General features: G+C 40.0%; 22 protein-coding genes, 1 pseudogene and 1 riboswitch. Of the genes and pseudogenes, 8 read left to right on the plus strand and 15 right to left on the minus strand.

The features are described from left to right. Positions 1-221, minus strand: a 221-nt coding sequence (locus AC075J_RS13335) for a transporter substrate-binding domain-containing protein (RefSeq protein ID WP_476390410.1), incomplete at its 3' end; no start/stop codon positions are given. A gap of 178 nt (positions 222-399) precedes the next feature. Next, positions 400-493, minus strand: a riboswitch (cyclic di-GMP riboswitch). Between the two features lie 162 nt (positions 494-655). Beyond that, a complete protein-coding gene (locus AC075J_RS13340; protein ID WP_022380201.1) occupies positions 656-1,999 on the minus strand; it encodes an MATE family efflux transporter in 1,344 nt (447 codons plus the stop codon). 217 nt (positions 2,000-2,216) lie between these two features. Here AC075J_RS13340 and AC075J_RS13345 point away from each other — a divergent pair, with 217 nt between their 5' ends. Together AC075J_RS13345 and AC075J_RS13350 are read left to right on the plus strand one after the other, a co-directional pair. Next, positions 2,217-2,675, plus strand: a complete 459-nt coding sequence (locus AC075J_RS13345; RefSeq protein WP_476390411.1) for an Lrp/AsnC family transcriptional regulator — start codon at positions 2,217-2,219, stop codon at positions 2,673-2,675. 143 nt (positions 2,676-2,818) lie between these two features. After that, positions 2,819-3,130: a helix-turn-helix domain-containing protein gene (locus AC075J_RS13350; protein ID WP_082809189.1), complete on the plus strand. Its 312-nt coding sequence runs from the start codon at positions 2,819-2,821 to the stop codon at positions 3,128-3,130. A gap of 100 nt (positions 3,131-3,230) precedes the next feature. Here AC075J_RS13350 and AC075J_RS13355 read toward each other — a convergent pair whose 3' ends face one another. Continuing rightward, positions 3,231-4,208, minus strand: a complete 978-nt coding sequence (locus AC075J_RS13355; protein WP_476390412.1) for an SIR2 family NAD-dependent protein deacylase — start codon at positions 4,206-4,208, stop codon at positions 3,231-3,233. 48 nt (positions 4,209-4,256) lie between these two features. Beyond that, positions 4,257-5,156 (minus strand): SIR2 family NAD-dependent protein deacylase, encoded by a 900-nt coding sequence (locus AC075J_RS13360; protein WP_243099753.1) that lies wholly within the window; start codon positions 5,154-5,156, stop codon positions 4,257-4,259. A 150-nt stretch (positions 5,157-5,306) separates the two neighbouring features. Here AC075J_RS13360 and AC075J_RS13365 point away from each other — a divergent pair, with 150 nt between their 5' ends. From AC075J_RS13365 to AC075J_RS13380, 4 genes and pseudogenes are all read left to right on the plus strand, one after another. Then, positions 5,307-5,744 carry an Rrf2 family transcriptional regulator gene (locus AC075J_RS13365; protein WP_118330138.1) on the plus strand — a complete coding sequence of 146 codons (438 nt, stop codon included), beginning with the start codon at positions 5,307-5,309 and terminating at the stop codon, positions 5,742-5,744. Positions 5,745-5,948: 204 nt separating this feature from the next. Beyond that, a pseudogene (locus tag AC075J_RS13370) lies at positions 5,949-6,158 on the plus strand (tetratricopeptide repeat protein); the annotation flags it as partial. A 111-nt stretch (positions 6,159-6,269) separates the two neighbouring features. After that, positions 6,270-6,542 (plus strand): type II toxin-antitoxin system RelB/DinJ family antitoxin, encoded by a 273-nt coding sequence (locus tag AC075J_RS13375; RefSeq protein WP_055199534.1) that lies wholly within the window; start codon positions 6,270-6,272, stop codon positions 6,540-6,542. Then, entirely contained in the window at positions 6,539-6,820 is a 282-nt protein-coding gene (locus tag AC075J_RS13380) for a type II toxin-antitoxin system YafQ family toxin (RefSeq protein WP_008706593.1), read from the plus strand. Before AC075J_RS13375 ends, AC075J_RS13380 begins: the two co-directional genes overlap by 4 nt. 390 nt (positions 6,821-7,210) lie before the next feature. On the opposite strand, the gene AC075J_RS13385 is transcribed toward AC075J_RS13380, so the two are convergent. The 8 genes from AC075J_RS13385 to AC075J_RS13420 all read right to left on the minus strand — a co-directional run bounded on the left by AC075J_RS13385 (position 7,211) and on the right by AC075J_RS13420 (position 15,040). Next, on the minus strand, positions 7,211-7,411 hold the full coding sequence (locus AC075J_RS13385) for a DUF6199 family natural product biosynthesis protein (protein WP_330380764.1): 201 nt from the start codon (positions 7,409-7,411) through the stop codon (positions 7,211-7,213). Positions 7,412-7,452: 41 nt separating this feature from the next. Then, on the minus strand, positions 7,453-7,836 hold the full coding sequence (locus AC075J_RS13390; protein WP_118565992.1) for a GNAT family N-acetyltransferase: 384 nt from the start codon (positions 7,834-7,836) through the stop codon (positions 7,453-7,455). Between the two features lie 226 nt (positions 7,837-8,062). Further along, on the minus strand, positions 8,063-10,507 hold the full coding sequence (locus AC075J_RS13395) for an ABC transporter permease (RefSeq protein ID WP_476390413.1): 2,445 nt from the start codon (positions 10,505-10,507) through the stop codon (positions 8,063-8,065). Beyond that, positions 10,504-11,178, minus strand: a complete 675-nt coding sequence (locus AC075J_RS13400; protein ID WP_347461241.1) for an ABC transporter ATP-binding protein — start codon at positions 11,176-11,178, stop codon at positions 10,504-10,506. The genes AC075J_RS13395 and AC075J_RS13400 overlap by 4 nt, the downstream gene beginning before the upstream one ends. Before the next feature lie 177 nt (positions 11,179-11,355). Next, positions 11,356-12,621, minus strand: a complete 1,266-nt coding sequence (locus tag AC075J_RS13405; RefSeq protein ID WP_476390414.1) for a sensor histidine kinase — start codon at positions 12,619-12,621, stop codon at positions 11,356-11,358. Next, positions 12,597-13,286 (minus strand): response regulator transcription factor, encoded by a 690-nt coding sequence (locus tag AC075J_RS13410; RefSeq protein WP_008706580.1) that lies wholly within the window; start codon positions 13,284-13,286, stop codon positions 12,597-12,599. Before AC075J_RS13410 ends, AC075J_RS13405 begins: the two co-directional genes overlap by 25 nt. A 30-nt stretch (positions 13,287-13,316) precedes the next feature. Continuing rightward, the gene (rlmD, locus tag AC075J_RS13415; protein ID WP_244995385.1) at positions 13,317-14,750 is read right to left on the minus strand and encodes a 23S rRNA (uracil(1939)-C(5))-methyltransferase RlmD; all 1,434 of its coding nucleotides are present in this window, start codon (positions 14,748-14,750) and stop codon (positions 13,317-13,319) included. A gap of 68 nt (positions 14,751-14,818) precedes the next feature. Continuing rightward, complete coding sequence (locus tag AC075J_RS13420) at positions 14,819-15,040, minus strand: hypothetical protein (RefSeq protein WP_008706577.1); 222 nt, start codon at positions 15,038-15,040, stop codon at positions 14,819-14,821. Between the two features lie 327 nt (positions 15,041-15,367). Here AC075J_RS13420 and AC075J_RS13425 point away from each other — a divergent pair, with 327 nt between their 5' ends. After that, positions 15,368-16,051, plus strand: a complete 684-nt coding sequence (locus AC075J_RS13425) for a YjjG family noncanonical pyrimidine nucleotidase (protein WP_025581101.1) — start codon at positions 15,368-15,370, stop codon at positions 16,049-16,051. 133 nt (positions 16,052-16,184) lie between these two features. Here the strand turns inward: AC075J_RS13425 and pcrA are convergent, their stop codons facing one another. Then, positions 16,185-18,419, minus strand: coding sequence for a DNA helicase PcrA (pcrA, locus tag AC075J_RS13430; RefSeq protein WP_025581102.1), 2,235 nt, complete (start codon positions 18,417-18,419; stop codon positions 16,185-16,187). Between the two features lie 333 nt (positions 18,420-18,752). Here pcrA and AC075J_RS13435 point away from each other — a divergent pair, with 333 nt between their 5' ends. Next, a complete protein-coding gene (locus tag AC075J_RS13435) occupies positions 18,753-19,370 on the plus strand; it encodes a DUF1836 domain-containing protein (RefSeq protein WP_118592670.1) in 618 nt (205 codons plus the stop codon). A 97-nt stretch (positions 19,371-19,467) separates the two neighbouring features. Here AC075J_RS13435 and AC075J_RS13440 read toward each other — a convergent pair whose 3' ends face one another. Both AC075J_RS13440 and AC075J_RS13445 read right to left on the minus strand, forming a co-directional pair. After that, complete coding sequence (locus tag AC075J_RS13440; RefSeq protein ID WP_476390415.1) at positions 19,468-21,420, minus strand: glycoside hydrolase family 127 protein; 1,953 nt, start codon at positions 21,418-21,420, stop codon at positions 19,468-19,470. 119 nt (positions 21,421-21,539) lie between these two features. After that, positions 21,540-23,573, minus strand: coding sequence for a glycoside hydrolase family 31 protein (locus AC075J_RS13445; protein ID WP_025578117.1), 2,034 nt, complete (start codon positions 23,571-23,573; stop codon positions 21,540-21,542). Between the last annotated feature and the right edge of the window lie 248 nt (positions 23,574-23,821).

A 23,821-nucleotide genomic window follows, 5' to 3' on the forward strand; every position in this document is an offset into this window, starting at 1 on the left:
TACCCCATCCTTCTGAAAGCTTCTGTAGCCAATTCCACATCAATTCCTGTGGGGATTCCATCTTCATTCAGATAATTGTATGGCGGATAACTGTCACTGCCCAGGGTGATAACGGGCTTTTCTCTTTCTTTTTTAGTAACATCTGCATTTTTGCACCCTGCCAGGGCAGTTGCTAAAATTCCCACAAGCAGAATGCCTGCAATCACTCTTTTTCCTTTCATCTTTTCTCCATTCCTGCTGTTCTTCTCTATTTTCCCTCAAATTTAACCGAATCAGGTAAGTCCTCTGCGGAGGTTGCGAATATCCGCTTGAAGACAAAAAAAAGTTCCTTGTAAAAAATTTTACAGGAACTTTTTCCATAATGCCCATTTAACATTTACCTTTTTTATTACTGAGGCATGATGCAACCGGCTGGCATGGCCAGATTTCAATCTGACTTTAGCTCCTTCTGGCTTTGCGCCCCGGCTTTTCAACCAGTTTGCCAATAAATGCCATAAAAAATTATTTTTATTATAGCACTCATACTATATCATGTCTATAAGAAAATATGTTACTGTTCACAGCAACACGCTTCGCGGGATATTGCCAGTGAACAGTAACGAAAATATACCTCTTAACATACGAATCCAGCTTTCCATCAAAACTTAAGAGAAATTTACCGGAATGAAACTCCTTCATCAACCGGCCATGATTTTCTAAGTGCCCCATAGGAGATCAGAAAATTCGCAAACCATCCGGCCGGTACAGCAAGCCAGACAAATGCAATTCCATAACGCGGTGCAAAAATCAAGGCAACTGACAGCCGAATGGCAAGGTTTACCATATTGGCAATGAGAAACGGCCGCATAATTCCAAGTCCACGAAGAACTCCATCTGTTGCCATCTTAATACCCATAAAAATAAAGAAATATCCCAGCCATTTCATATAATCCCCAGACACCTGATATGCCAGAGCGGTTCCATCTTTTCCAAGGAATAAGGAAGAAATTGGAGTGTGCAGTGTTTCAATGACTATGAAAGCAAGGACTGCGAAACACAGGTCCAACACCAGTGCAGCATGGTATCCTTTTTTGATACGTTCAATTTTCTTTGCTCCAAGATTCTGGGAAACATAGGGCGAAACCGCATTTCCAATGGATACAAATATCAGTGAAAAAACATTCTCTACTCTCATGGTTGCCGCATAACCTGCCAGCGCCTGTGTACCGAAGGGATTTACAACCGCCTGTACGATCATCATACCAATTGACACTGTGGATTGCTGAAGAACCGATGGTACTGCAATACGAAGCATGGAATGTAACTCCTGCCTGTCAAACCAGTTAAAGCGGCTTTTATATCGACGCATCCGGTTAAAGAAAATCAAAAGCGAAAACACTGCGGAAATCCCCTGCGCAATGAGAGTTGCAAGGGCGGCACCGAACACACCCAGCCCTAAACCTGCCACCATCCAAAGATCCATAACAATATTCAAAACAGAAGAAAATATCAAAAGACCCAACGGAATCTTCGATTCACCGATGGAATTGAACATCGTTGAAAGGATATTGTACATAAACAGAAAGGGAAATCCCACAAAATAAACACGCAGATACAGTACCGCTTCATCCAGTATGTCAGCAGGTGTTTGTAATAAACTCATCATAAAATGAGAAAAAACAAAGCCAAAAACCCCCAGAAGTATACTCAGAATCAGAAAACTGATCAACGATGTTGACACAATTGTTTTCATTTTGCTATAATTCTGAGCTCCAAAATAGCGGCTCACAAGTACACCTGCTCCTACACCAGCTCCCAAAGCCACACAGATGAAAACATTGGTCAAAGCGGCACAGGCTCCAACTGCCGCAAGTGCAGAGGATCCCACAAACTGACCGACGATAATGGAATCAGCCATATTATATACTTGTTGAAAGAAGCTGCCCAGAATCATAGGCATTGCAAAAACAGTCAGTGCTTTAAGAGGGGCATCTGTGATTAAATATTCATCTTTTGACATTCTCATTTTCCTCCATCAATTCCTGCTTTTTATCCGAAATCACGATTGTATTTTCAAAATGTAAGTTTAAGATTTCGTTACGCAACAATTATATGTAGTTACAGCAAATAAGTCAAGCTGCTGTTTACTTTTAGTAATATAAATGATATGATATTTGATATTGAAAAAAGCTGCTATCAGATGGATATATTTTATATTATTTTACAGGAGGGAACTTATGTACCTGGACGGTTTAGATAAGCTGGATCAGAAGATTATCCGGCTGCTTATAGAAAACGCACGTATCTCTTACTCTGATATCGGTGAAGAAACCGGTATTTCCAGAGTGGCAGTAAAAGCCCGTATCCAGGCTTTGGAGAAAAGAGGCGTAATCGAAGAATATACAACAATTATTAATCCGCAAAAAATCAGTGGGGCTGTATCATGCTATTTTGAAATTGAAACAAAACCGGAGTACCTGGCGCAGGTGACAGATATATTGTACAAAAATAATACAGTCACACAGATTTACCGTGTCACAGGAAGAGACAGGCTTCATGTACATGCCGTTGCTTCATCAGGTAATGAAATGGAATACTTCCTGCACAATGTCATTGATACACTGCCTGGCATTATCAGCTGCAGTTGCAATATGATCTTATCACGCATTAAAGATATTAAAGGATTACGGCTATAAAAATCAGAAGCTGCAACCAACCTTGATCCATACAGTCATGTCACCCTGTCAAAGTGAATTAAATATAACGCTCCCAGCCACTTTTTGACTTCAACAGTTTGCTCTTCCTGAAACGCCTCGCAGCTTTTCAAAATAACAATAAAATGCCCATTTTTCGTACACGAGAACATATCCTAAAACGCCACTATACTATTGAAGAGTTGTCAAAGCAGTACCTGATGAACACCACTACTTTGAAATCCGTTTTCAAAGCAGTCTATGGAATGCCCATCGCTTCTTACATGAAAGAATACCGTATGAAGTTGGCATCGAATATGCTGTTGCAGGAAGATAAATCTATTTCGGAAATTGCCGCCGCTGTGGGATATAAAAGCCAAAGTAAATTTACATCGGCTTTCCGAGATATATTTCAGATATTACCTACTGCATATCAGAAACTGTATCGTAATCAATAATTTTAATGCAAAACTGCACCCACAATATCCCTGAGTGCAGTTTTGTATCAATCAATATTCTAGTGTTTTTCCATCAAGTGGAATATCAAGAACAAGTATCCTATACAAATGCACTTTCCTCTTTTGCTTTCTGCAAATCTTTTAACACTGTTCCTATATCTCCCAAAATAGCAATCCCCTTATCTTCAATGAATTCCGGCAAAAACTGATATTCTGAATTTACGGAAATATAATATGCATCTTTCAAACTGTTTGTCAGTTCCCAAAACGGTTCCTGTATAAACATCGGTGTCATGCGCCCTACTCCAAGTTCTATCAAGAGAATTTTTCTATCTTTGTTCTTTTGAATATATTTTGAGATTTTCTCATATTCTTCTTCGTATTTTTTCCCTTGCAGAAAATTCCCATATCCTCTTACCCACGGAAACATTTCCGCACCACAATAAGGGCAGCGAGGAATCAGTTCATCCGGCACCATTGTCCCCTCCCCCATAGCCGCAATCATATCTGCCACAGGTTGTACGGCATCCCATGTTTCATCCTGACAACACTGGGAACACTGGAAGAAACGATGATCTCCCTGAATCTCACTGACCTTTTCTTCCGGATAAATCTTTACAAACTGTGTATCCTGATTAGTCGTTAAGATATGAAAGTCCTTTCCCTGCAAGATTCTATCCAAATCCAGATATGGCTCTCTGATAGGGGCATTTTGTGTAGTATTTAAAAAAGTTGCCACATATCCCCAGTGTTCATTTCTTGTAGAAAACCGATGCATCATGCCGCTAAAAGCACCTTTGAATCCATACTTATCTGCAAATTTTCCAAAATGCTCACGAAAAGAAGGGGTATCACTATAATAAAAATCACCACCTCCAGCCGCTGATAAACCGGATGCTCCGCCTACTATGATACACTCTGCCTCCTGCACTCTGCGAACAAATTCCTGAATCTGTTCCTCATAAGGAAGTGGTTTTTGTTTGCTCAACACTACAGCAATACCGCCGGATGCATAGGTACTATAGTGTCTGGAATAGTTCATTTGTGTTTTCATTACCAAATTTTCATAACAGCTCATTTTTTTCATTCTCCTATCTCACAACTGTAATATCTTTAACCACCTTACTTAGTCTATCCTTCCCTTTCTGATTTCCTTTAACGCTACCGTAAGATTACCATCCACACCGATGGATTTTTCTTTGATTTCTTCTGGAATGTAAATTTCGCCCTTGTTAAATGTGATATATCTTGCCTGTGGTTCTACTGCTGCTAGCTGCATCAAAGGAGCTTTAATCATCTGATTTCTCCAACCAATACCAAATTCCAGAATTACCAGCTTCTTTCCATGTAAATTCTGAATAAATTCTTGATAGTGGGCAGCCTTTTCCTTCCAATTTTTTGTTTCTGTAAACGAGGACATCTCACCCCAATCTACTTCCATATCTCCACCGCATTTTGGACATTTCGGCAGTAACTCTTTGGGTACTCTTCCGTTTACTTCCTCTTCTGTCATGGCGAGAACTGCTTTTTGATTAGGATAGACCTCGTCATGACATCTGTTCTTGCACCGCATCTGGGTTAATTTCCCTTCCATTTCAAAAACACGGTCTGCCTCAAAACCTGCCGGCACAAAATGATCCTCCGCATTGGAAGTTACTACGAAATATTCTTTATCCTTTACTAGTGCATAGATATTTTTCATAATCTCACTCGGCTCATCCTGCATAGCTTTTGCCTTAACAAGTCTGCTTACAAACGCCCACTTTTCTTCTACCTTCATTGGCACTGAAAATCCGTGTAAAACACAACGCAGTCCGTATTTTTCTCTGAAATCTCCCATATTTTCCTGAAACCATGCGTCATCTGCAAAAATATTATATCCCTCTGCGATAGACAAACCATTACTGGCTCCAATCAAAATACCATCTGCTTCTTTGATGATTTGGCTTATCTCTTGATATACATTCATCTTCACCACATTTCCTTTCCCGCCAGAAAACTGACTTGTTCCTCCTTTTGCATACACCACTTTATCTCCTTTTTTATATCAGATTCCACACTTTTTATTTTGCTTGACTTTTATTTTTTTACTTGTTAAAATTAAATTTACATCAAGCATTGAAATCATATTATCATGTAAATTTTAAAATTGCAAGAAGAAAATTCGAGGTGACAAATGAAATATTCCACAAAGCTTAGTGACACTATTCATATTCTTATATTTATTGCTCTTGGAGATGAAGAACAACTCTCCAGCACAAAAATTGCAGAAAGTATCAAGACAAACCCGGCTTATGTCAGGCAGCTTATGGCAACCCTGAAAAATGCAGGCATTGTTGTCAACACACAAGGTCATGCGAATGCCGCTCTTGCAAAATCGGCAGATAAAATCAATATGTATGACATCTACCGAGCCGTAGAGGGCGATAAGCCGCTGCTTCACCTGGACACAGATACCAATCCGGATTGTGGAATCGGTATCAACATTCAATTCGCTATTGGGGACTTCTATCATGAAATTCAAAATATGGTAGATGAAAAAATGAAATCCATTACATTGCAGGATATTATTGATCGGTATTATTTTAAAATCAGGAAAGTTAAAAGTCTTTAACTAATCAAGAGTAGCAAGCACTGCCTGTGTCATGACACAGGCGAAATCCCCCACACTTTCCTATCGTCTGTGTGGTTAAATTTCCATACATGGATAACTATAACTACCACAAAGGTATGAATATAATCATTCAGGAATTAAAGGATACTGTTAAAGACAAAAAGCATTGGCACTGACTCTGACCAGGCATTATTGCTAGATTTTCAGGTAGCCCTTGGAACCATTTATCTGATGACTGCCAATCTTCCGCAAGCCAAAACATATTTTAAAAGAGCTTTCAAAATATATGAAAATATCTGGGCTGATGAACCGGAAATGATTGAGGCAAAATATCAGGAAATCCAAGAGTTATATCCACAGATTGGTTTCTTTCTTGGACAACAGATATCAAGTTTTTTAACAAAACAGGCATAATTTGGGGGAGAAAGTATTTATTTCAGTTTTTCATATATATCTTATATGATGACAATGTGTTGACATTAGGCACATATTTGAATATACTATACTTGAATGGAGGTGTTCTGTATGGCAACAACTAATTTAAATATTCGTATAGACAAGGCAATCAAGGACCAGGCGGAGGAAATCTTCAATGAGCTTGGTCTGAATATGACAACTGCTGTAAACATGTTCCTGAGAACCGCTATCCGTGAGCATGGTATTCCTTTTGAATTAAAACTGGAAGTACCAAATGATACAACAGCCACTGCCATTGAGGAAGGCAGAAAAATGATGAAGGATCCTTCTGCTCCGCGTTATTCCAGTATGGATGCGCTTAAAGCAGCTCTCGACGTATGAAATACGACATTCAGTTTACCAATCAGTTTAAAAAGGATTTGAAGCTTGCAAAAAAGCAAAATAAAAATCTTGATAAGCTGTTTGAGGTAATCGATATTCTGGCGAATGGCGGTACGCTGGATGCAAAATACAGGGATCATGACCTTACAGGAAACTACAAAGGCACGCGTGAGTGTCACATCGAACCGGACTGGCTGCTTATTTATGAGATTTGTGGAGATGTTCTTGTTTTGATGCTTTATCGCCTTGGTTCACATTCTGAGCTGTTTAAGAAATAAGTACAAATCGGAAATTTGGAAAGGTGTGTGCTGCCATGCTGAGAAAGTTGAATTGTTTTTTAAACATCGTTATTGGTTCATCAATAGGAGTTTTCATTGGATTCGGAATTTATAAGTTCTGGCACTTTAAAACCTACCCAAATTTATATGCCATACAGTCTGCACCGTGGTACACAGAGCTGCTGTTGGATGGTGCCTTGGTGGCTGTTGTGGTGGTCGTATGTATTATCCTAAAGCTGATTATTCGGAAAAAGTCAAAGCCATAACTTCCAATTGAACAAAATCGCTGCGCGATGGCCTGCCAAGGCTATGGCGCAGTTTTTCTTTACACTTTAATAAAAAAACAGTGGAAACCAAGTCCTACAAGTAGTATTCTGCAAACCGGAATTGTCACTCCAAAATAAATGGAAGCATAATCATAATAATTCCAAATAGGGCAAATAAAGCACCACCGATTTTTGTGGCTTTCAAATAGAACTCAGATGGTTCATCTGCACGATAAGATTTCCATTCTTCTGTTAATTTCCATATTAAGCCCGGCTTTAAGAAGATAAACATACCTAACGCAAAGATTATGATTCCGCCCCCAATAGACCATCACATATTTGCCATCTCCTTTATCAAATATAAATTTACCGAATAACCTTTTCAAACCGAAACATTCCGTCCGGAAACTGCTCGTCCTGCTTTTCAGCATTCATTTCCGGATCATTGGGGTCTTGGTGATATTTGTCAAAGAACTCTACGATGCGAAAACCACATCTGTTCACATAAAAATGGATATTCCGCTGCTCGAAATAGGGCGTTACGGTTTCCCAAACTTTCACTTCTGGATGTAACTTCTCAACTTCGCACCATGCAGCATACCCGATGCCTTTGCTATGAACTGATGGCGCAACGAAAAGAAGATCAAGGTCGCCTTTTTCACCCTCGACTTTAATCACAACACCGCCTACTTTTTTGCCATCAAGTACAATGCGGTAAGCTTCACCATCGTCAATGGACTGCTCAATCATTTCTCGTGATATAATCTGTCCATCTTTCTCGGACGTCCTTGTTTTCCAGTATTTTCAGGAGGTAATAAAGGTTCAATGCGAAGCCATTCTTAATCAGTCAACTCATATCGTCTCAACATAGTGAACACCCCTTTTTCTTTATTTTATCATGAAAAAGGGAAATAAAACATGCGTTTTGTGCAATTTTTATTTTTCAGACACGCTCTAGTTCATTACATATTACTTGCTATCCCTGATACCTTATTCTTTCTACCAGCGTTTCCTTTTTCAGATTACTGCTTAAAACGCAGGAAAGTACAATCTGCAACAGACCGACCAAAAAAATCATAATAAAAATTGGTACGATTGGAACATGATAGATATTCATTCCAAATATTCCATTATGTTTTGCATAGGAAAAAAGTGCATAGCCGAGCGGCAGACCAATGATCAAAGCTACGCATATGGTACCAACCGTAAACATCAGTCCCTGTAACTGCAGGCATGAATTTAATTGTTTATTTGTCATACCCACAGCCTGTAATATACCATATTCCTGCTTTTTTGTCGTAATATTCATGATCATGGTATTCGCCATATTCATAAACCCGATGAGTCCTACAATAGCCATAAACAGATAACAGCCAAGCTTCATCATGCTGCTTGCAAATTCGGCAGATTGTAACTGCGCATGATAAGTATCCATTTTTATATGCGAAGTATTAGAAATCAAAGTATTCAGACTTTGTTCTACAGATGCCACATCTTTTTTATCACAGTCCACCCACAGATAGCCATAGGCTGTTCCCCTCGGATTCATGGAACGATATACACCTTCCGGAATGACAAGATAAGTGTCCGCACTTACAAAAGATCCTGCAATCTTTCCCTGATAGGTATAGGTTCCACTTCCATTCTCAAAGTCAAATGCAATGGATTCACCCGGAGCATATCCATCTTGTTCCATCCACGTTGACCAGCCAAAGAAAATATCACCATTCTTTACCGCCTGATCATAGTCCATAGAGCCAATATCCCCTTCTTGGCGCATAAAATCAAAATCCTTTTTACTCACAATATCAACCGGAAATCTTGTTCCGTTCAGATTTACAGAGACAATCTCTCTCGTCATGACATCTGTTACTCCCGGAATGCTTTTGATTTCTTCAATCAGCGAATCATTCAATGGATCATCCGTCAGAATCGTATCCAGATTATTCTCCGGATATCTTTCATCATACTCAGCAGAATAGTCAAGCTGCAGTTCAAATTGTCCATGATTAACGGAAAGACGTGCTTCATGCTCCGTGTCAATATTTCCCACATAATTAGAGATAATCACAAACAATACGCAAGAAAAACCCATTGTGAGGATAGTACCAATAGTTCTTTTGGGATTACCCGTTATATTTGCCATTGCCATAGAAAACACGGTGACATTTTTTCTGCCATTTCGTTTTCCTTTTTTGTGTGTTTCTGCATTTTCTAAATACCGTGTTGCTTCGATAGGTGAAATCCGTGAAACAATTTTCATTGGTTTACGCAGTGCCAAAGCAACGGTAAGAAATGATACGAAAATACAGAGAAGTATAACAGGCAGGGAAAACAGAGGCACCTGCTGATTTTGAACTCCCATAGAGCCAGTTCCGGTTGATACAAGGTTCCCCTGTTCTACCAGCCAGTTAAAACCGCATTTTGCAATCAGAAAACCAAGAAGCAATCCAACTGGTATTGAAGAAATTGTCAAAAACATACCCTCTCTGAAGATCAGTTGTTTCATCTGCTTTTTTGTCGCTCCCAGAGCCTTGATTTTTCCATACTCCTGTATCTTGTTGGCAATACCGACCTGAAAAATATTATAAATGACCACAACAGAGAAAAGTACAATTGCAAGAATCAAAACCCCGCATACCGCAATCATTTCATAACTCGGCTGCAATACCCATTGCAAATAGAGATCATTGACTATAACGTTTTTTTCTTCGATTCCACAAGCTGCTGCAATCTGCTTTATAACCGAATCAATATTATTCATAGATACATTTGCAGAATCATTTAAAGTAAAATAAATATTATACTGTCTGTCATTCTCTGCGACGTGCTCATCATAAAACTCCTGTGACCCGAAAGCAACATAAGATGCCTCGATAGTATACTCATCCCGATCATATAGGATTCCGCTGACAACAAATTCTTCCGGCTTATATTCTGACTGCATCCCTGCGCGGTAATCCAGTGTAACCGTATCTCCGATCTTTACATCACCATACCCCATTGCACGAAAAAATGCTCTTCCTGCGGCAATTTCCTGCATTTTTTCCGGATACTTTCCTTCCTTCAACTCATATTCTTTATTATAAGGAAGCATTTTTCTTGCAGTCTCATCCATGCAGACAAACCCGCCTTTTTCATTGCCTTTTATGATACCTTCGGTGCACATAGTGCCTGTAGCATCTATTTCCGCACGGCGGTTTACTTCTTTTAACTGCGATCCGTCTGCGGAAACAAACAGACCATAATTGCTTCCATATGATCCTGCCGCCTGACTTTTCTGTAAATGAATTACCCCATTTCCCACAGTACTGATGATAACAAGCAGCATCGTGGTCAGACAGATTGCCATCATGATCAGTATACTTCTTGTCCTGTTCCTTTTGTCATTGCTATATGCAATCCTGCTTATTGTCTTCATCTGAAATCCACCACCTGTCCGTCCTCAATCACCAGAATACGGTCAGCGGCCTGTGCAATTTCGTCATCATGGGTAATCATTACAATTGTCTGTCCATATTTTTTTGCTGTCATCTTAAGCAGAGCGATTACCTCATCACTGGTCTTAGAATCAAGATTTCCTGTCGGCTCATCTGCAAATATAATTTCCGGACGATTCACCAGTGCTCTTGCAATTGCTACTCTCTGCTGCTGTCCTCCGGATAACTGATTTGGCAGATTATAAATCCGGTTTTCACTCCCCAGAGTTGCAATAATATCATTTACATACGCTTCATCCACTTTTCTTCCATCAAGCCCCAGTGGCAGTACAATATTTTCCCAGACATTAACAGATGAAACCAGATTAAATGCCTGAAAAACAAATCCGATTTTTCTTCTGCGGAAAACAGCAAGGGCATCTTCCTTCATCCTGTATAAATCTTTCCCTGCTAAAGTAACACTGCCTTTTGTCGGGGTGTCTAGCCCTCCAAGCATATGAAGTAATGTACTTTTACCGGAACCTGACTTTCCAACAATTGCGACAAATTCTCCCTGCTCAATCTGAATATCCACCTGATTGACCGCTTTGACCTGATTCTCACCTGCGCCATAAAACTTACAAAGCTGCTTGGTTTCTAATATCACACTCATGTGTTGCCTCCTTTTCAATTCTGTAAAGCGTACCTTTTCAGCACGCTTTCTTTGCCTGTTTATATATTTGGTCATTTTTCAACCTACATCCAAATTGTATCAGGACAATCTTTCATTTCACTTTCAAAAAACGAGCAGAAATCTTACAGAATTGTAAGATTTCTGCTCACTTAAAATTTAACCAACATATGGTAATTGAATCACAAACGTGCTTCCTTTTTTCTTTTTGCCGGAGGTTACCGTAATCGTACCTGCGTGTTTTTCGATAATTTCTCTCGATAGAAAAAGTCCGATTCCTGTACCACTCTTTTCCATGATCTCCTTGGAACTTCCTCTGTAAAATCGTTGAAAAATTTTGTGATACTCATTCTGCGGAATACCAATTCCCTGATCCTCAATTTCCATTCTTACAAAATCGTTTCTTTTTTGTAACCGGATAAATATTTTTGAACCACCCGGACTGTACTTGACCGCATTATCCAGAACGTTGATCACAGCTTCACCAAGCCACCTTTTATCCTGCATAATCGTGCATGTTTCCAGCTCTTTTTCATAGTCAAAAACGAATTCAATTTCTTTCTCATCCGCTTTAGGATAAGTGCGGTTCACAGCAGATATGACAGTATCCATAAGCGGAAGTTTTTTCTTATTAATCTGAATCAGTCCAGTTTCCATCTTGGATATTTCAAGAAGCGACTGCAATAATGTCTCCAGTCCATCCAGAGCACTCCGACAACGGATACGAAACTCCTCCTGTTCTGTGGCACTTAAGTCATTCTGCATCAGCACACTAAAACATGTATCCAAAGCTGCAACCGGTGTCTTTAACTGGTGAGAAATATCAGAAACCATTTCTTTCGTATTCTCCTTTTCTGCCCTTGCTTCTTCCTTTATCAACTGAATATGATGTCCGATTGCTTCAAGCTGGTCATTCAATTTTTCCAGTTCTGCATGATTTTCCGTTTTCAGTAAATCATCAAATTTATTTTCACGGAATCTGATCAGAATTTCTTCCAACTGGTCTAAAATTTTCTGATGACACGCATCTTCTTTTTTCTTCCAATAAAGTAAAAAAGTCAAAAGAAGCACGCATATCACAGTGCTTACAGCACCGGTTACCATAACCTGATGCCGGAATTGCGAATAAAATGCATTCCCTTTATTCCCCCAGTATCCATATTGCTCCAATAATCGCCTTCCCTGTTCGTTAGTTTCAATATCCTTATCCTTAAGCAATTCCGAAACAGCATCCAGCCCGGAAAATTCTTCCTTTGCAGCAATCTCTGTCATAAGATTCATTTTATATTTATAATCTTCATAAAACACATACGTGGTAAAGCAATTTAATATTGCAAACAATAATATGACAGGTAATACCAAGGAGAGCACTACTGTAATCTTCTTGCGATATCTCTTTGTCACTGCCTTACCTCCTGATTCCATATATACCCAAGGCCTCTGATATTCTTTATATAGACCGGTGCAGCCGGATTGTCTTCGATTTTCTCACGGAGTCTTCTGATATTGACAGCGATTGTATTTTCATCCACAAAATCCCCTTCCAGATCAAACACATTTTCCAATATTTGTGTTTTTGAAAGAATCTGTTTCGGATTCTGAAGAAAAAAAGTCAGCATTTTCAACTCCGTTTTTGTCAGACTGATTTCACGACTCTTTATCAGGACTTTCATTTCTCCTGCGATAAATACGATATCTCCCGAAATCATCTTTCCGGCTTCCGTTTTCTCCTGTCTGCGGCGGAAATGTGCTTCTATTTTCAAAAGAAGTACCGAAAGACTAAACGGCTTTGTAATATAATCATCTGCCCCTGCTTCATATCCCATGACCTGATCTATCTCCTGATCTAGTGCTGTAAGACAAATAATGTATGTATTATAATTGCATCTCATCCACCTTACAAATTCCAGTCCATTCCCATCCGGAAGATTCACATCACAAATGGTAACATCCACATTATTATCACTTGCAATTCTTTTCGCTTTTTTCACTGATTCTGCTGAAAAAACCTCATATCCGGATTTTTTCAGTGAGAATGTAATTCCACGATTTAAATTTTCATCATCTTCAACCACGAGTATACCTGGCATAGCATCTGCACCTCTCTTTATTTATTCATCTTACAATGCTTCAATGCCTCCACAATTGCACTCTCTTTCAATCGTGACATTAATGTAATCATCCGGCTTTTGTTTCAGTTGGGACAAAAGAACAACCGTCTCCACGTGAACAGTCTGACAAAATTGATCAACGCAGCAGGCTTTTTCCAGCTTATATCCTGCCGCCAGAAATGCCGGAAGATCTCTTGCCAGGCTGGTCGCTTTGCAGGAAATATATACAATATGGTCTACCCCATAAGAAAGAATCTTCGGCAATGCTTTGGGATGGATTCCATCCCTTGGCGGATCCAGAATGATCACATCCGGTTTCTCCGTCAGATCATCCAGGACTTTAAGGACATCTCCTGCAATAAATTTGCAATTACTCAGGTTATTCAGTGCTGCATTCTGCTTTGCAGCTTCTACTGCCTCTTCCACAATTTCCACACCTATCACTTCGTCCGCTACGGAGGCTGCAAGCTGGGCGATCGTTCCGGTTCCGCTGTAAAGGTCGAACACTACTTTATCCTTCGTATCTCCGATATACTCACGTACGATAGAATAAAGCACTTCCGCAGCCAGGGAATTAGGCTGGAAAAATGAAAATGTACTGATCTTAAATCGCAGTCCCAGAAGCGTTTCATAAAAGAAATCCTGACCGTAAAGGATACGTGTCTCATCACTCTGCACCACATCAGAAAGAGAATCATTGATAATATGCATGATTCCCACAATTTTACCCTCCAGCGGAAGTGCAAGAAGTTCTTCTTTCAGAGATTCCAGATCATGTTCTTCCTGACTGGTGGTAATCACATGGACCAGAATCTCTCCTGTAGTCACACCGCGGCGGAGAAGCAGATGGCGCAGATATCCTGTATGCTGCATCTTTTTATAATAGGAAACGTTTCGTTTCAGGAAGTATTCATGCACACAAGTCAGGATTTTCGTCATATCTTCATGAACCAGTTGACAGTCATCTGCTGTAAGAATATCATAGGTACTGCCTTTTTTGTGCAGACCCAGCGTCAACGGACCATCCTTATATGCATCACCAAAGGAGAATTCCATTTTATTTCGATATCTGAATTCAATGGGGCTTCCATGAATTCCCTCCCACTGGTAATCAGTGCCGTTCAATGCACCATCCAACAGTTCGCGAACCTGACATTCTTTCATTTTGAGCTGGTTTTCATAGGACATGGTCTGATACATGCATCCTCCACATTCCGGAAAAATGCTACAGACCGGTTCTCTTGTTTCAAGCGGAGACTTCTCCAACACTTCCAGAAGTCTTCCCTCTGCACGTCCGGAACGCTTCTTATTGATCATAAAACGGACTTTCTGTCCAGGCATTCCGTTCTTTACAGTAACTTTTTGTCCGTCTGTTATCACAATTCCCTTATTAGGAAAATCTACTTTCTCAATCACGCCTTCATAAATTTCGCCTTTTTTCATAAATAACCTCCATAAAAATAGCCCCGGTATAAGCCGGAGCTATTCTTTCATTTTCATATTACAGGTAATTATTCTTCTTCATCTTCGAAATAATCATCGAAGTCATCGTCAAAATCCTCTTCAAAATCTTCCAGATAATCCGGAGCAAAGAAATGATATACAGCAAATGCGATACCTGCTACTGCTGCAACTGCGCCAATGATTGCCAGTACCCAGAGGACTGTATTTTTTTCTTTCTCTTCTTCTTTTCTGTTTAATGCTGATAATAATTCTTCAATTTTGATATTCATAATCGCACCATCCTCTCAATAATTCATCAGCTGACACTTAACACTTCTGCCGTCTGCTGTTTAATGAAATTATTATAACACTTTTTCTGTAATTTTACCATAAGATATCTGCATTTATTCTATACTTTTGTTAATTTCTTTATTATAATGATATCAGGGGGTTACTGTTTACACACCACTATCCCGCGATGTGTTTTGGCATGAATATGCCAAAATCCCGAGACATACAAACCAAAATTCCATTGCCGCAGGCAATCTGGAATGAATTTTGCCCCTGACTTAAAAATATGCCGACAGCAACGATCTGATAAGAGAGGATAAATACTTATGGTAGAAACACTTTTTTTTGATCTTGATAATACATTACTTGATTTTAACCGGGCAGAAAGAGCAGCTATCGCAAAAACTCTGAAAAGTTTTCACATTGCTCCCGAGCCTTCAGTTCTGAAGCGTTACAGTGAGCTCAACCTCGCCCAGTGGAAGCTTCTTGAACAGGGCAAGATCACCAGAGACCAGGTAAAGCTTCGGAGATTCCGGCTTCTTTTTGCAGAGCTGAATGTGGATGTACCTGCAAAAGAAGCTGCACATACCTATGAAACTCTTCTGGCCCAGGGACACTATTTCATAGATGGTGCAGAAGAATTGCTCGAAACTCTTTACGGTCAATACCGGATGTATCTGGTTACAAACGGTACCTTAAGTGTCCAGAAGGGACGGCTTAAAAGTTCCGGAATTTCCCGTTACTTTGAGAGTATTTTTATCTCCGAAGAACTGGGATACAATAAACCGGGCAGGGAATACTTTGACTGCTGCTTCTCCAGAATCCCTGATTTCCATAAGGAAACAGCAGTAATCATCGGGGACAGCCTGACCTCTGATATCCAGGGCGGCATCAATGCCGGAATCCGCACGATCTGGTTTAATCCCAGCCATGAGAAGACTTCAGAAATCATCCCTGATCATGAATTTGACAGTCTTATGAAACTTCCTGAACTCCTGTCTCATATATAAAGCGGATAAAATCGTTCGCCTTACTGCTTATTGCTTTTCGCAGCCTCCGCAGGTGACTTAAGTCACCTGCCCCAATCGCCCGGTTAACAGACGGCAGGCGTGACTTGCCTGCATCATCCTGATTCTGAAATTATTATAGTTTTTTCAGCTTTGCAAATCCTGCGAACATTTTCTTTATTCCCACTTTGTCAAAATCAACAGTGACTTCATAATCTCTTCCGCCGTCTACAATGTCTTTAACAATTCCTACACCAAATTTAATGTGGCGGACAGTGTCTCCCACTTCGTAATCCAGTGCAGCAGCCTTCGTCACCTTAAATTCTCTGGGCTTGAATGTTTTCGTCTCAAAAGCCATTTTCATTTTTGCAAGGTTTCTGTCTGCCTGAATCATCTCTTCAATCTTTTTCTTCTTTTCCTGAGCTTCCTGTCCCAGATCCACAAGCTCCCGCGGAATTTCACGTACAAATCTGGATACTTTATTATACTGTACTTCTCCCCGGAGCATCCGCTGTCTGACACTTGTCAGCGTCAAATCCTCCATAGCTCTTGTGATACCCACATAACAGAGCCTTCTCTCTTCTTCCAGATCAGATCTGTCATCTGATATAATGGACATATAAGACGGAAACATCCCATCTTCCATTCCTGCGAGAAATACTCTCGGAAACTCCAGACCTTTGGCACTATGTAGTGTCATAAGAAGCACATAATCCTGATCCGGATCCACGCTGTCAATGTCTGCGATCAGTGCAATCTCCTCGAGAAAACCTGAAAGTGTGGCAGTCTGTCCCTGTTCTTCCATTGCTTCCTGATAGGATTCTGTCTTGGAAATAAGTTCATCAATATTCTCGATTCTTGCCTTCGATTCATCTGTATCTTCAGCCTGCAGCTCTGCCACATATCCGGTAAGTTCAATCACTTCTTCCAGAAGTTCACGTACTGTATAGGACTCTGCCTTGCTCTTTAAACTCTGGATAAAGGTTACAAACCCATCAATCTTTGAAAGACTTCTTCCGATAGACGGAACTTCCTCTGCCACACGCAAGGCATCATAGAAACTCACACTCATTTTATCCGCATAATCCTGTATTCTGCCAAGAGTTGTGGCTCCGATTCCACGCTTCGGTACATTGATGATACGGCGGACTGCCAGATCATCTCTGGAATTGTCAATTGTCTTCAGATAACATAACAGGTCTTTGATTTCTTTACGCGCATAGAAATTCACACCGCCTACAATCTTGTAAGGGATATTCGCAAGAAGACACTTCTCTTCAAAGAGTCGTGACTGTGCATTGGTCCTGTACAGAACTGCACAGTCTTTATACTTCGCACCATTCTCTCTGTGAACTCTGGAAATCTCACCTACCACATACTCTGCTTCCTCATATCCGTTCATGAACTGGCGGAAATGGATTCGTTCCCCCTCCGAATTCTCAGTCCAGAGTGTTTTTGATTTACGTGAGGTATTGTTTGCGATCACCGCATTGGCTGCATTCAGAATATTCTTTGTGGAACGGTAATTCTGTTCCAGACGGATAACTTTTGCATCTGGAAAAACATGCTCAAACCCAAGAATATTTCCAATATTTGCACCGCGGAATTTATAGATAGACTGGTCATCATCACCGACTACACAGAGGTTTTCATATTTAGAGGCCAACAGGCTTATAAATTTAAACTGTGCAGTATTGGTATCCTGATACTCATCCACCATGATATATCTGAAACGTTCTTGATAGTTTTCCAGAACATCTCCGCAGTTCTGAAAAAGCTCTACAGTCTTTACGATCAGATCATCAAAATCCAGCGCATTATTTCTGCGCAAAGCAGCCTGATATTCCCGATATACCTCAGCAACCTTCTTTTTAACAAAGTCCCCACCTGCATTCAGTTCCATCTCATCCGGTGTGATCAGTTCATCTTTTGCATGGGAAATCTGTGCCAGAAGAGAACGTTCCTTTGTTTTCTTGGTGTCAATATTCAGTTTTCTGCACACTTCTTTCATCAGAGTTTTCTGATCTTCTGTGTCATAAATAGCAAATCTGGTATCATATCCAAGACGGTCAATATAACGACGCAGAATACGCACACAGGTAGAATGGAATGTGGAAACCCATACGCTCTCGGAACCAAATCCCACTATTTTATCTACACGTTCTCTCATCTCACTGGCTGCTTTATTTGTAAATGTGATAGCCAGAATGTTCCAGGGATTGATTCCCTTTTTATCTATCAGGTAAGCAATGCGGTGGGTAAGTACTCTTGTCTTTCCCGAACCCGCTCCCGCAAGGATCAGCAGTGGACCTTCTGTATGGTAAACCGCTTCCTGCTGCTGAGGATTTAATGTACTATAAATATCGCTCATATTTTCTCCTGTCTTCTTCCTGTACGGTACATTATTTTACAAACAACCATGCTGATCAACAAGTTGATTCCTGCAACAATCTTTCAGATTCAAAATATGTACCGGTTACCGTTTACATCTCTCGAAATATTTTTTGTGCCTGAACAGGCATATATCTTTATGATTATACACAAAAATCTGTTCGCCTACAACTGATTCCTGTAAATTCAAGCGGATATTCGCAATCCGCTTCGCTATGCAGCTCTACACTGAATAATAAATTTTATAATGAGTAAAAAAAACATTTACAAGTAGTATTTAAAACTATATAATAAGGAACAGAGGTGATAAAAGATGACAATCGATGATAAAGACATGATAAACAGCATTCTGGAAAGTGTATCCAGGATTGACTATATTAAACCGGAAGACATCCCAAATATTGATTTATATATGGACCAGGTGACAACCTTTATGGAAGAGCAGCTCGTTTCTTCCAAACGTTACGCAGATGATAAGATTCTCACCAAGACTATGATCAACAATTATGCAAAGAATAAACTTCTTCCCCCGCCTGAGAAGAAACGTTATTCCAAAGAACATGTACTGATGCTGATTTTTATTTACTATTTCAAGAATATTCTTTCCATCAATGATATCCAGACTCTGCTCACACCGATTGCGCAGAAATATTTTAAATCCATGACTGAGAAAGATATGACTTATATTTATAATGAAGTTTTCAGCATGGAAAAGGAACAGATTGAATCCCTGAAAAAAGACCTTCTGCGCAAATACAAAACAGCACAGGATACTTTCGGGGACGCAGATGAAGAAGATCAGGCGAATTTGAAGAGATTTTCATTTATCTGCCTGTTAAGCTTTGATGTCTATGTAAAGAAAATGATGATTGAGCATATAATCGACGGGATGAATCCGGAACCGGAGCATAATTCCAAAAAGAAAAAATAATTGTCAGCCTATAATCAAACAAATACTAAACAGACCAAAAGGAGACCACATATTTTTCTGCGATCTCCTTTTATTTTTCCTTTATTTTATCAGCGAATTACATATAAAAAAGTTCCTTCATCCACACAAGCATTTCTCCATTTTCACGATTTCCCCAATAACAATATGGTACCAGTGTCAATTTAACATCTTCCAGTTCTACTTTTCTGTTCTGATACAATATTCCTTCATTCCAACCCTTCTCTGAAATTTTTTTGCCGGTTATATGGAGTACACTGCATCCCTCCAGAAGTTCGTCATCATATGTTTCTTCAATCTTCTGATCAGTATTAACCATAACAGAAGAAAGATTCTCCCCGTTATCCGCTTCTTCCACACAGTAAACCAGAGGTCCCTTTACTACTGCCACTTTTGCACTGTCAACTCTTACCTGTGGATTTGCATGAACAAATACTGGCTCTGCATCAAAACTTACTTCAAATGTTTCTTTATACATTTTTCCGGAAATTTTAATATATCCATGGTCTTCTGTCAGATTCTCTTCTTTACCGTTTCTCAAAATTTTGAAATTCTCTGCATATGCCGGAACCCTGAATGCGATCATCGCCTCTGTTTCTTGCACACCATCTACAGAAACTGTCATCTTGTTTTCCCATGGGAAATTTCCTTTTAACGTAATTTTGAACGGAACTCCATTAAGTGTAACTTCTGTTTCATTTGCAACATACAGATTTACGTAAATTTCATTTTCTTCTTGGAAATAGATGTATTGTCCAAGAGATGCCAATGTTCTGGTAATGTTTGGCGGGCAGCATGCAACACCAAACCACTTCTGCCTGACAGGTTTCACATGTTCACGTGAAGTTCTCGGCATACAGCTTACCGGCCATACTTCCAGAGGATTTACATAAAAAAAGCTTTTTCCATCCATAGCTATGCCTGATAAAAGTGTATTATATAAAGCCCGTTCCACTACATCCATATAAGAAGCATCCTTCTCCATATCTGCCATTCTCTTTCCAAACATAGCAAGTGCAATCGTAGCACATGTCTCAGAATAATTGCTGTCATTTGGCAGATCATAATCTGTTGTAAATCGTTCCAAGAATCCAGAAGATCCAACACTTCCTGTAATATACATTCTTTTGTGCACCATATTATCCCACAAGTTTCGGCATGCCTGCTGTAATTCTTTATCCTGATATTCATATGCCAGGTCTGCCATTGCAGAATACATATAGTTTGCTCTTACAGCGTGTCCTTCTGCTGTCCTCTGTTTTCTTACCGGTTTATGTGCCTGCGCATACATGGTATCATAATTTACAAAATCCGGAAAAATACGCTTATGTCCCGGTCTCTTTTCCTCCTCCAGAAAATAATTTTTGCCAGTACCTCTCAGATCTATGAAATATTTTGCCAGATCCAGATATTTTTTCTCACGTGTTACACGGTAAAGCTTTACAAGTGCCAGTTCTATTTCCTGATGTCCCGGATATCCATGGATTTTTCCCTCTTCCGGTCCGAAAGTCTGGCAGACAAGATCTGCAAATTTTGATACAATTTCCAGGAATCTACGTTTTCCGGTTGCTTCATAGTATGCTACTGCTGCCTCGATCATATGCCCTGCTGTATAAAGCTCATGACCTTCCATAAGATTACTCCATCGTCCATCCGGTTCTTTGATCGTAAAATATGTATTTAAATATCCATCCGGCTGCTGTGCACGTCCGATCAGTTCAATCGTCTCATCAGCCAATTCTTCCAGCTTTTCATCTCTTTCATAATTTAACACAAAACCAACTGCTTCCAACCATTTTGCAACATCCGTATCCTGAAATACGGCGCCCTGAAATTCTCCCTCTTTTTCTCCTGCTGCAATTTTGAAATTTTCTATACAATGACTGGTTTCTACATCTTCCAGTTTATCATTCAGAATATCCCACTGATAAGGAATAATCACATCCTTTACCAGATGCACATATTTATTCCAAAAATTATCTGTAACATGAATCTGTTTAAGAGAAATACTTGAATTTGCTGCTTTTCCCATTTTTTCTTCTCCTTTATCATCCATTTGGATCAGCGGTGACACGGTTAAATGTTCTTTAAAAGGGTGTCGAAAATTATCCCTCGATAATTCTGCGACACCCTCCTGATCTTTAAACTTCTTTATTTCATCGGCAGTTTGTAACCATCTCTTGTAAACAATGGAATCTGCTCGATCGGTGCTGCCACATGTACTTTCTGTCCACCTTCAAAGGTTTCACCTGTCCATGCATTTGTCCAGGAGGCTCCACCAGGAAGATATACATCTGTCTCACGTGCATCTGCATCTGTGATCGGTTTTACCAGAACTTTTGGTCCAAACATATACTCTGTCTCTACATTCCAACTTTCTTTGTCTTCCGGGAAGTCATAGAACAGCGGACGCATAACAGGAGTTCCTTTTTCATGAGCCTCCTCCATCAATTCTGTAATATATGGAAGCATGCGCTCTCTTAATCTCAAATAATCTGACAGAATCTCACAAACCTGATCTGTGTAACTCCATACCTCATTTGGTGCTCCTGATACACATGTAGCTCCACCAGTTGTACCATACTGAGGCTGAAGCGGCCAGCGATATCCGTGAAGTCTCATAACCGGACAGAAGCATCCATATTCAAACCAACGGACCAGAAGTTCATGGAATTCCGGATCATTTATATTTGCTCCGAAAAATCCGCCGATATCTGTTGTCCACCACGGAATACCTGCAATTCCCATATTAAGACCTGCTGCAACCTGATTTTTCATACTCGGGAAGGAAGATTTGATGTCTCCGGACCAGACCAGTGCACCATATTTCTGTGAACCGGCCCATGCGCAGCGGAGAAGATTGATAATGTTCTCCTGTCCTTCTGCTTTCATTCCATCAAAAAATGTCTTTGCATACATAACAGGATAAATATTTCCAACCTGAATATCCGGTCCGAGATGATAACGATAATTCTCGAAATCATAAACTGTATATTCCGGTTCTGCTTCATCCAGCCAGAATACTTTTACACCTTTATCATAATAATTCTTCTTTGCTTTTTCCCATACATATTCACGTGCTTCCGGATTAGTTGCATCGTAATGAAGTGTATTTCCCTGAAAATCCATGGATATCGGATATCCGGAATCTACGCGGATCAGAAGACCTTTACTCTTCATTTCATTGAAATTCTCGCTTCTGTAATCTACTGTCGGCCAGATGGAAACCATCAGTTCAATTCCCATATCTTTCAGTTCTTTGATCATTGCATCCGGATCCGGCCAGTATGTCGGGTCAAATTTCCATTCGCCCTGCATTGGCCAGTGAAAGAAGTCAACAACTATTACAGAAATCGGGAGGTTACGGCGTTTATATTCTCTTGCTACTTCAAGAAGTTCTTCCTGTGTCTGATAACGAAGTTTGCACTGCCAGAATCCCATTGCATATTCCGGCATCATCGGAACTTTGCCTGTTGCATTTGCATAAGCTTCTTCGATTTCGGCCGGTGTGTCACCTGCTGTGATCCAATAATCCAGTTTCTTGGAAGAAAATGCTTCCCATGTTGTAATATTTTTGCCAAAATTTACACGTCCTACAGCCGGATTATTCCACAAGAATCCATATCCAAGACTAGAAAGCATGAACGGAACACTTGCCTGTGAATTTCTGTGTGCCAGTTCAAGATCAGCTCCCTTTACATCAAGGTATGGCTGCTGATACTGGCCCATACCATATATTTTCTCCTCCGGTGTGGAAACAAAACGCATTGTCAGTCTGTAATCCCCACCTGTGATAGGCTTAAATTCTCTGGCTTCTACTTCAAGAGAACTGCAGGTATTTCCGAACATATCTTTTCTGTTGCGGACATACTCATCCAGTAAAAGTTCTCCTTTCTGATTATAAAATGCAATTTTACCGATCAGATTAATCTCTGCACGGATCTTACCATTACGGATCGTTGCTCCGTCTTCGCGAACTTCGATTTCCGGTGTGATTTCCTTCTCTGGTTTGATCAATGCCCAGTCTGCCGGATCCATCTCTGCGGTTTTCCATGCACGTACACGAAGGCTGTCAGCACCCCACGGCTCAATTCTTACCCGTTCAGCCTCATAACGGTAGCACAGCGCATTTCCTTTTTGCTCAAAATACCCATATACGTCTCTTACTTCTTCCTGATTTGCCATTTCTGCCTTCTCCTTTTCATTCTTAATGGAGTTTCAGCGAATTGGAACTGCAGTTTTATCTGTTTTGTTCTAATCCGCTGAACTTGTTTATAATATAAATAATAGCTTTATTTTATCAGTCTTTTACCGCACCTGCGACAAGACCGCCTACAATATATTTCTGTAAGAAAATAAACATCAGAATTACCGGAAATACCAGTATTGCACCATAAGCCATGATACAGTTCCATCTTGTACCATATGCACTC

The organism is Blautia sp. ZXY-1-C6, assembly GCF_056339875.1.

Coding starts and splice junctions, on each gene's coding strand:
- AC075J_RS13420 (WP_008706577.1), bottom strand. CDS start 15,040: ATGAATATCAAAATTGAAGAATTATTATCAGCATTAAACAGAAAAGAA.
- AC075J_RS13410 (WP_008706580.1), bottom strand. CDS start 13,286: ATGCCAGGTATACTCGTGGTTGAAGATGATGAAAATTTAAATCGTGGA.
- AC075J_RS13395 (WP_476390413.1), bottom strand. CDS start 10,507: ATGAAGACAATAAGCAGGATTGCATATAGCAATGACAAAAGGAACAGG.
- AC075J_RS13400 (WP_347461241.1), bottom strand. CDS start 11,178: ATGAGTGTGATATTAGAAACCAAGCAGCTTTGTAAGTTTTATGGCGCA.
- AC075J_RS13425 (WP_025581101.1), top strand. CDS start 15,368: ATGGTAGAAACACTTTTTTTTGATCTTGATAATACATTACTTGATTTT.
- AC075J_RS13390 (WP_118565992.1), bottom strand. CDS start 7,836: ATGATTGAGCAGTCCATTGACGATGGTGAAGCTTACCGCATTGTACTT.
- AC075J_RS13435 (WP_118592670.1), top strand. CDS start 18,753: ATGACAATCGATGATAAAGACATGATAAACAGCATTCTGGAAAGTGTA.
- AC075J_RS13405 (WP_476390414.1), bottom strand. CDS start 12,621: ATGGAATCAGGAGGTAAGGCAGTGACAAAGAGATATCGCAAGAAGATT.
- rlmD (WP_244995385.1), bottom strand. CDS start 14,750: ATGAAAAAAGGCGAAATTTATGAAGGCGTGATTGAGAAAGTAGATTTT.
- AC075J_RS13355 (WP_476390412.1), bottom strand. CDS start 4,208: ATGAGCTGTTATGAAAATTTGGTAATGAAAACACAAATGAACTATTCC.
- AC075J_RS13350 (WP_082809189.1), top strand. CDS start 2,819: ATGCCCATTTTTCGTACACGAGAACATATCCTAAAACGCCACTATACT.
- pcrA (WP_025581102.1), bottom strand. CDS start 18,419: ATGAGCGATATTTATAGTACATTAAATCCTCAGCAGCAGGAAGCGGTT.
- AC075J_RS13345 (WP_476390411.1), top strand. CDS start 2,217: ATGTACCTGGACGGTTTAGATAAGCTGGATCAGAAGATTATCCGGCTG.
- AC075J_RS13440 (WP_476390415.1), bottom strand. CDS start 21,420: ATGGGAAAAGCAGCAAATTCAAGTATTTCTCTTAAACAGATTCATGTT.
- AC075J_RS13340 (WP_022380201.1), bottom strand. CDS start 1,999: ATGTCAAAAGATGAATATTTAATCACAGATGCCCCTCTTAAAGCACTG.
- AC075J_RS13365 (WP_118330138.1), top strand. CDS start 5,307: ATGAAATATTCCACAAAGCTTAGTGACACTATTCATATTCTTATATTT.
- AC075J_RS13375 (WP_055199534.1), top strand. CDS start 6,270: ATGGCAACAACTAATTTAAATATTCGTATAGACAAGGCAATCAAGGAC.
- AC075J_RS13380 (WP_008706593.1), top strand. CDS start 6,539: ATGAAATACGACATTCAGTTTACCAATCAGTTTAAAAAGGATTTGAAG.
- AC075J_RS13445 (WP_025578117.1), bottom strand. CDS start 23,573: ATGGCAAATCAGGAAGAAGTAAGAGACGTATATGGGTATTTTGAGCAA.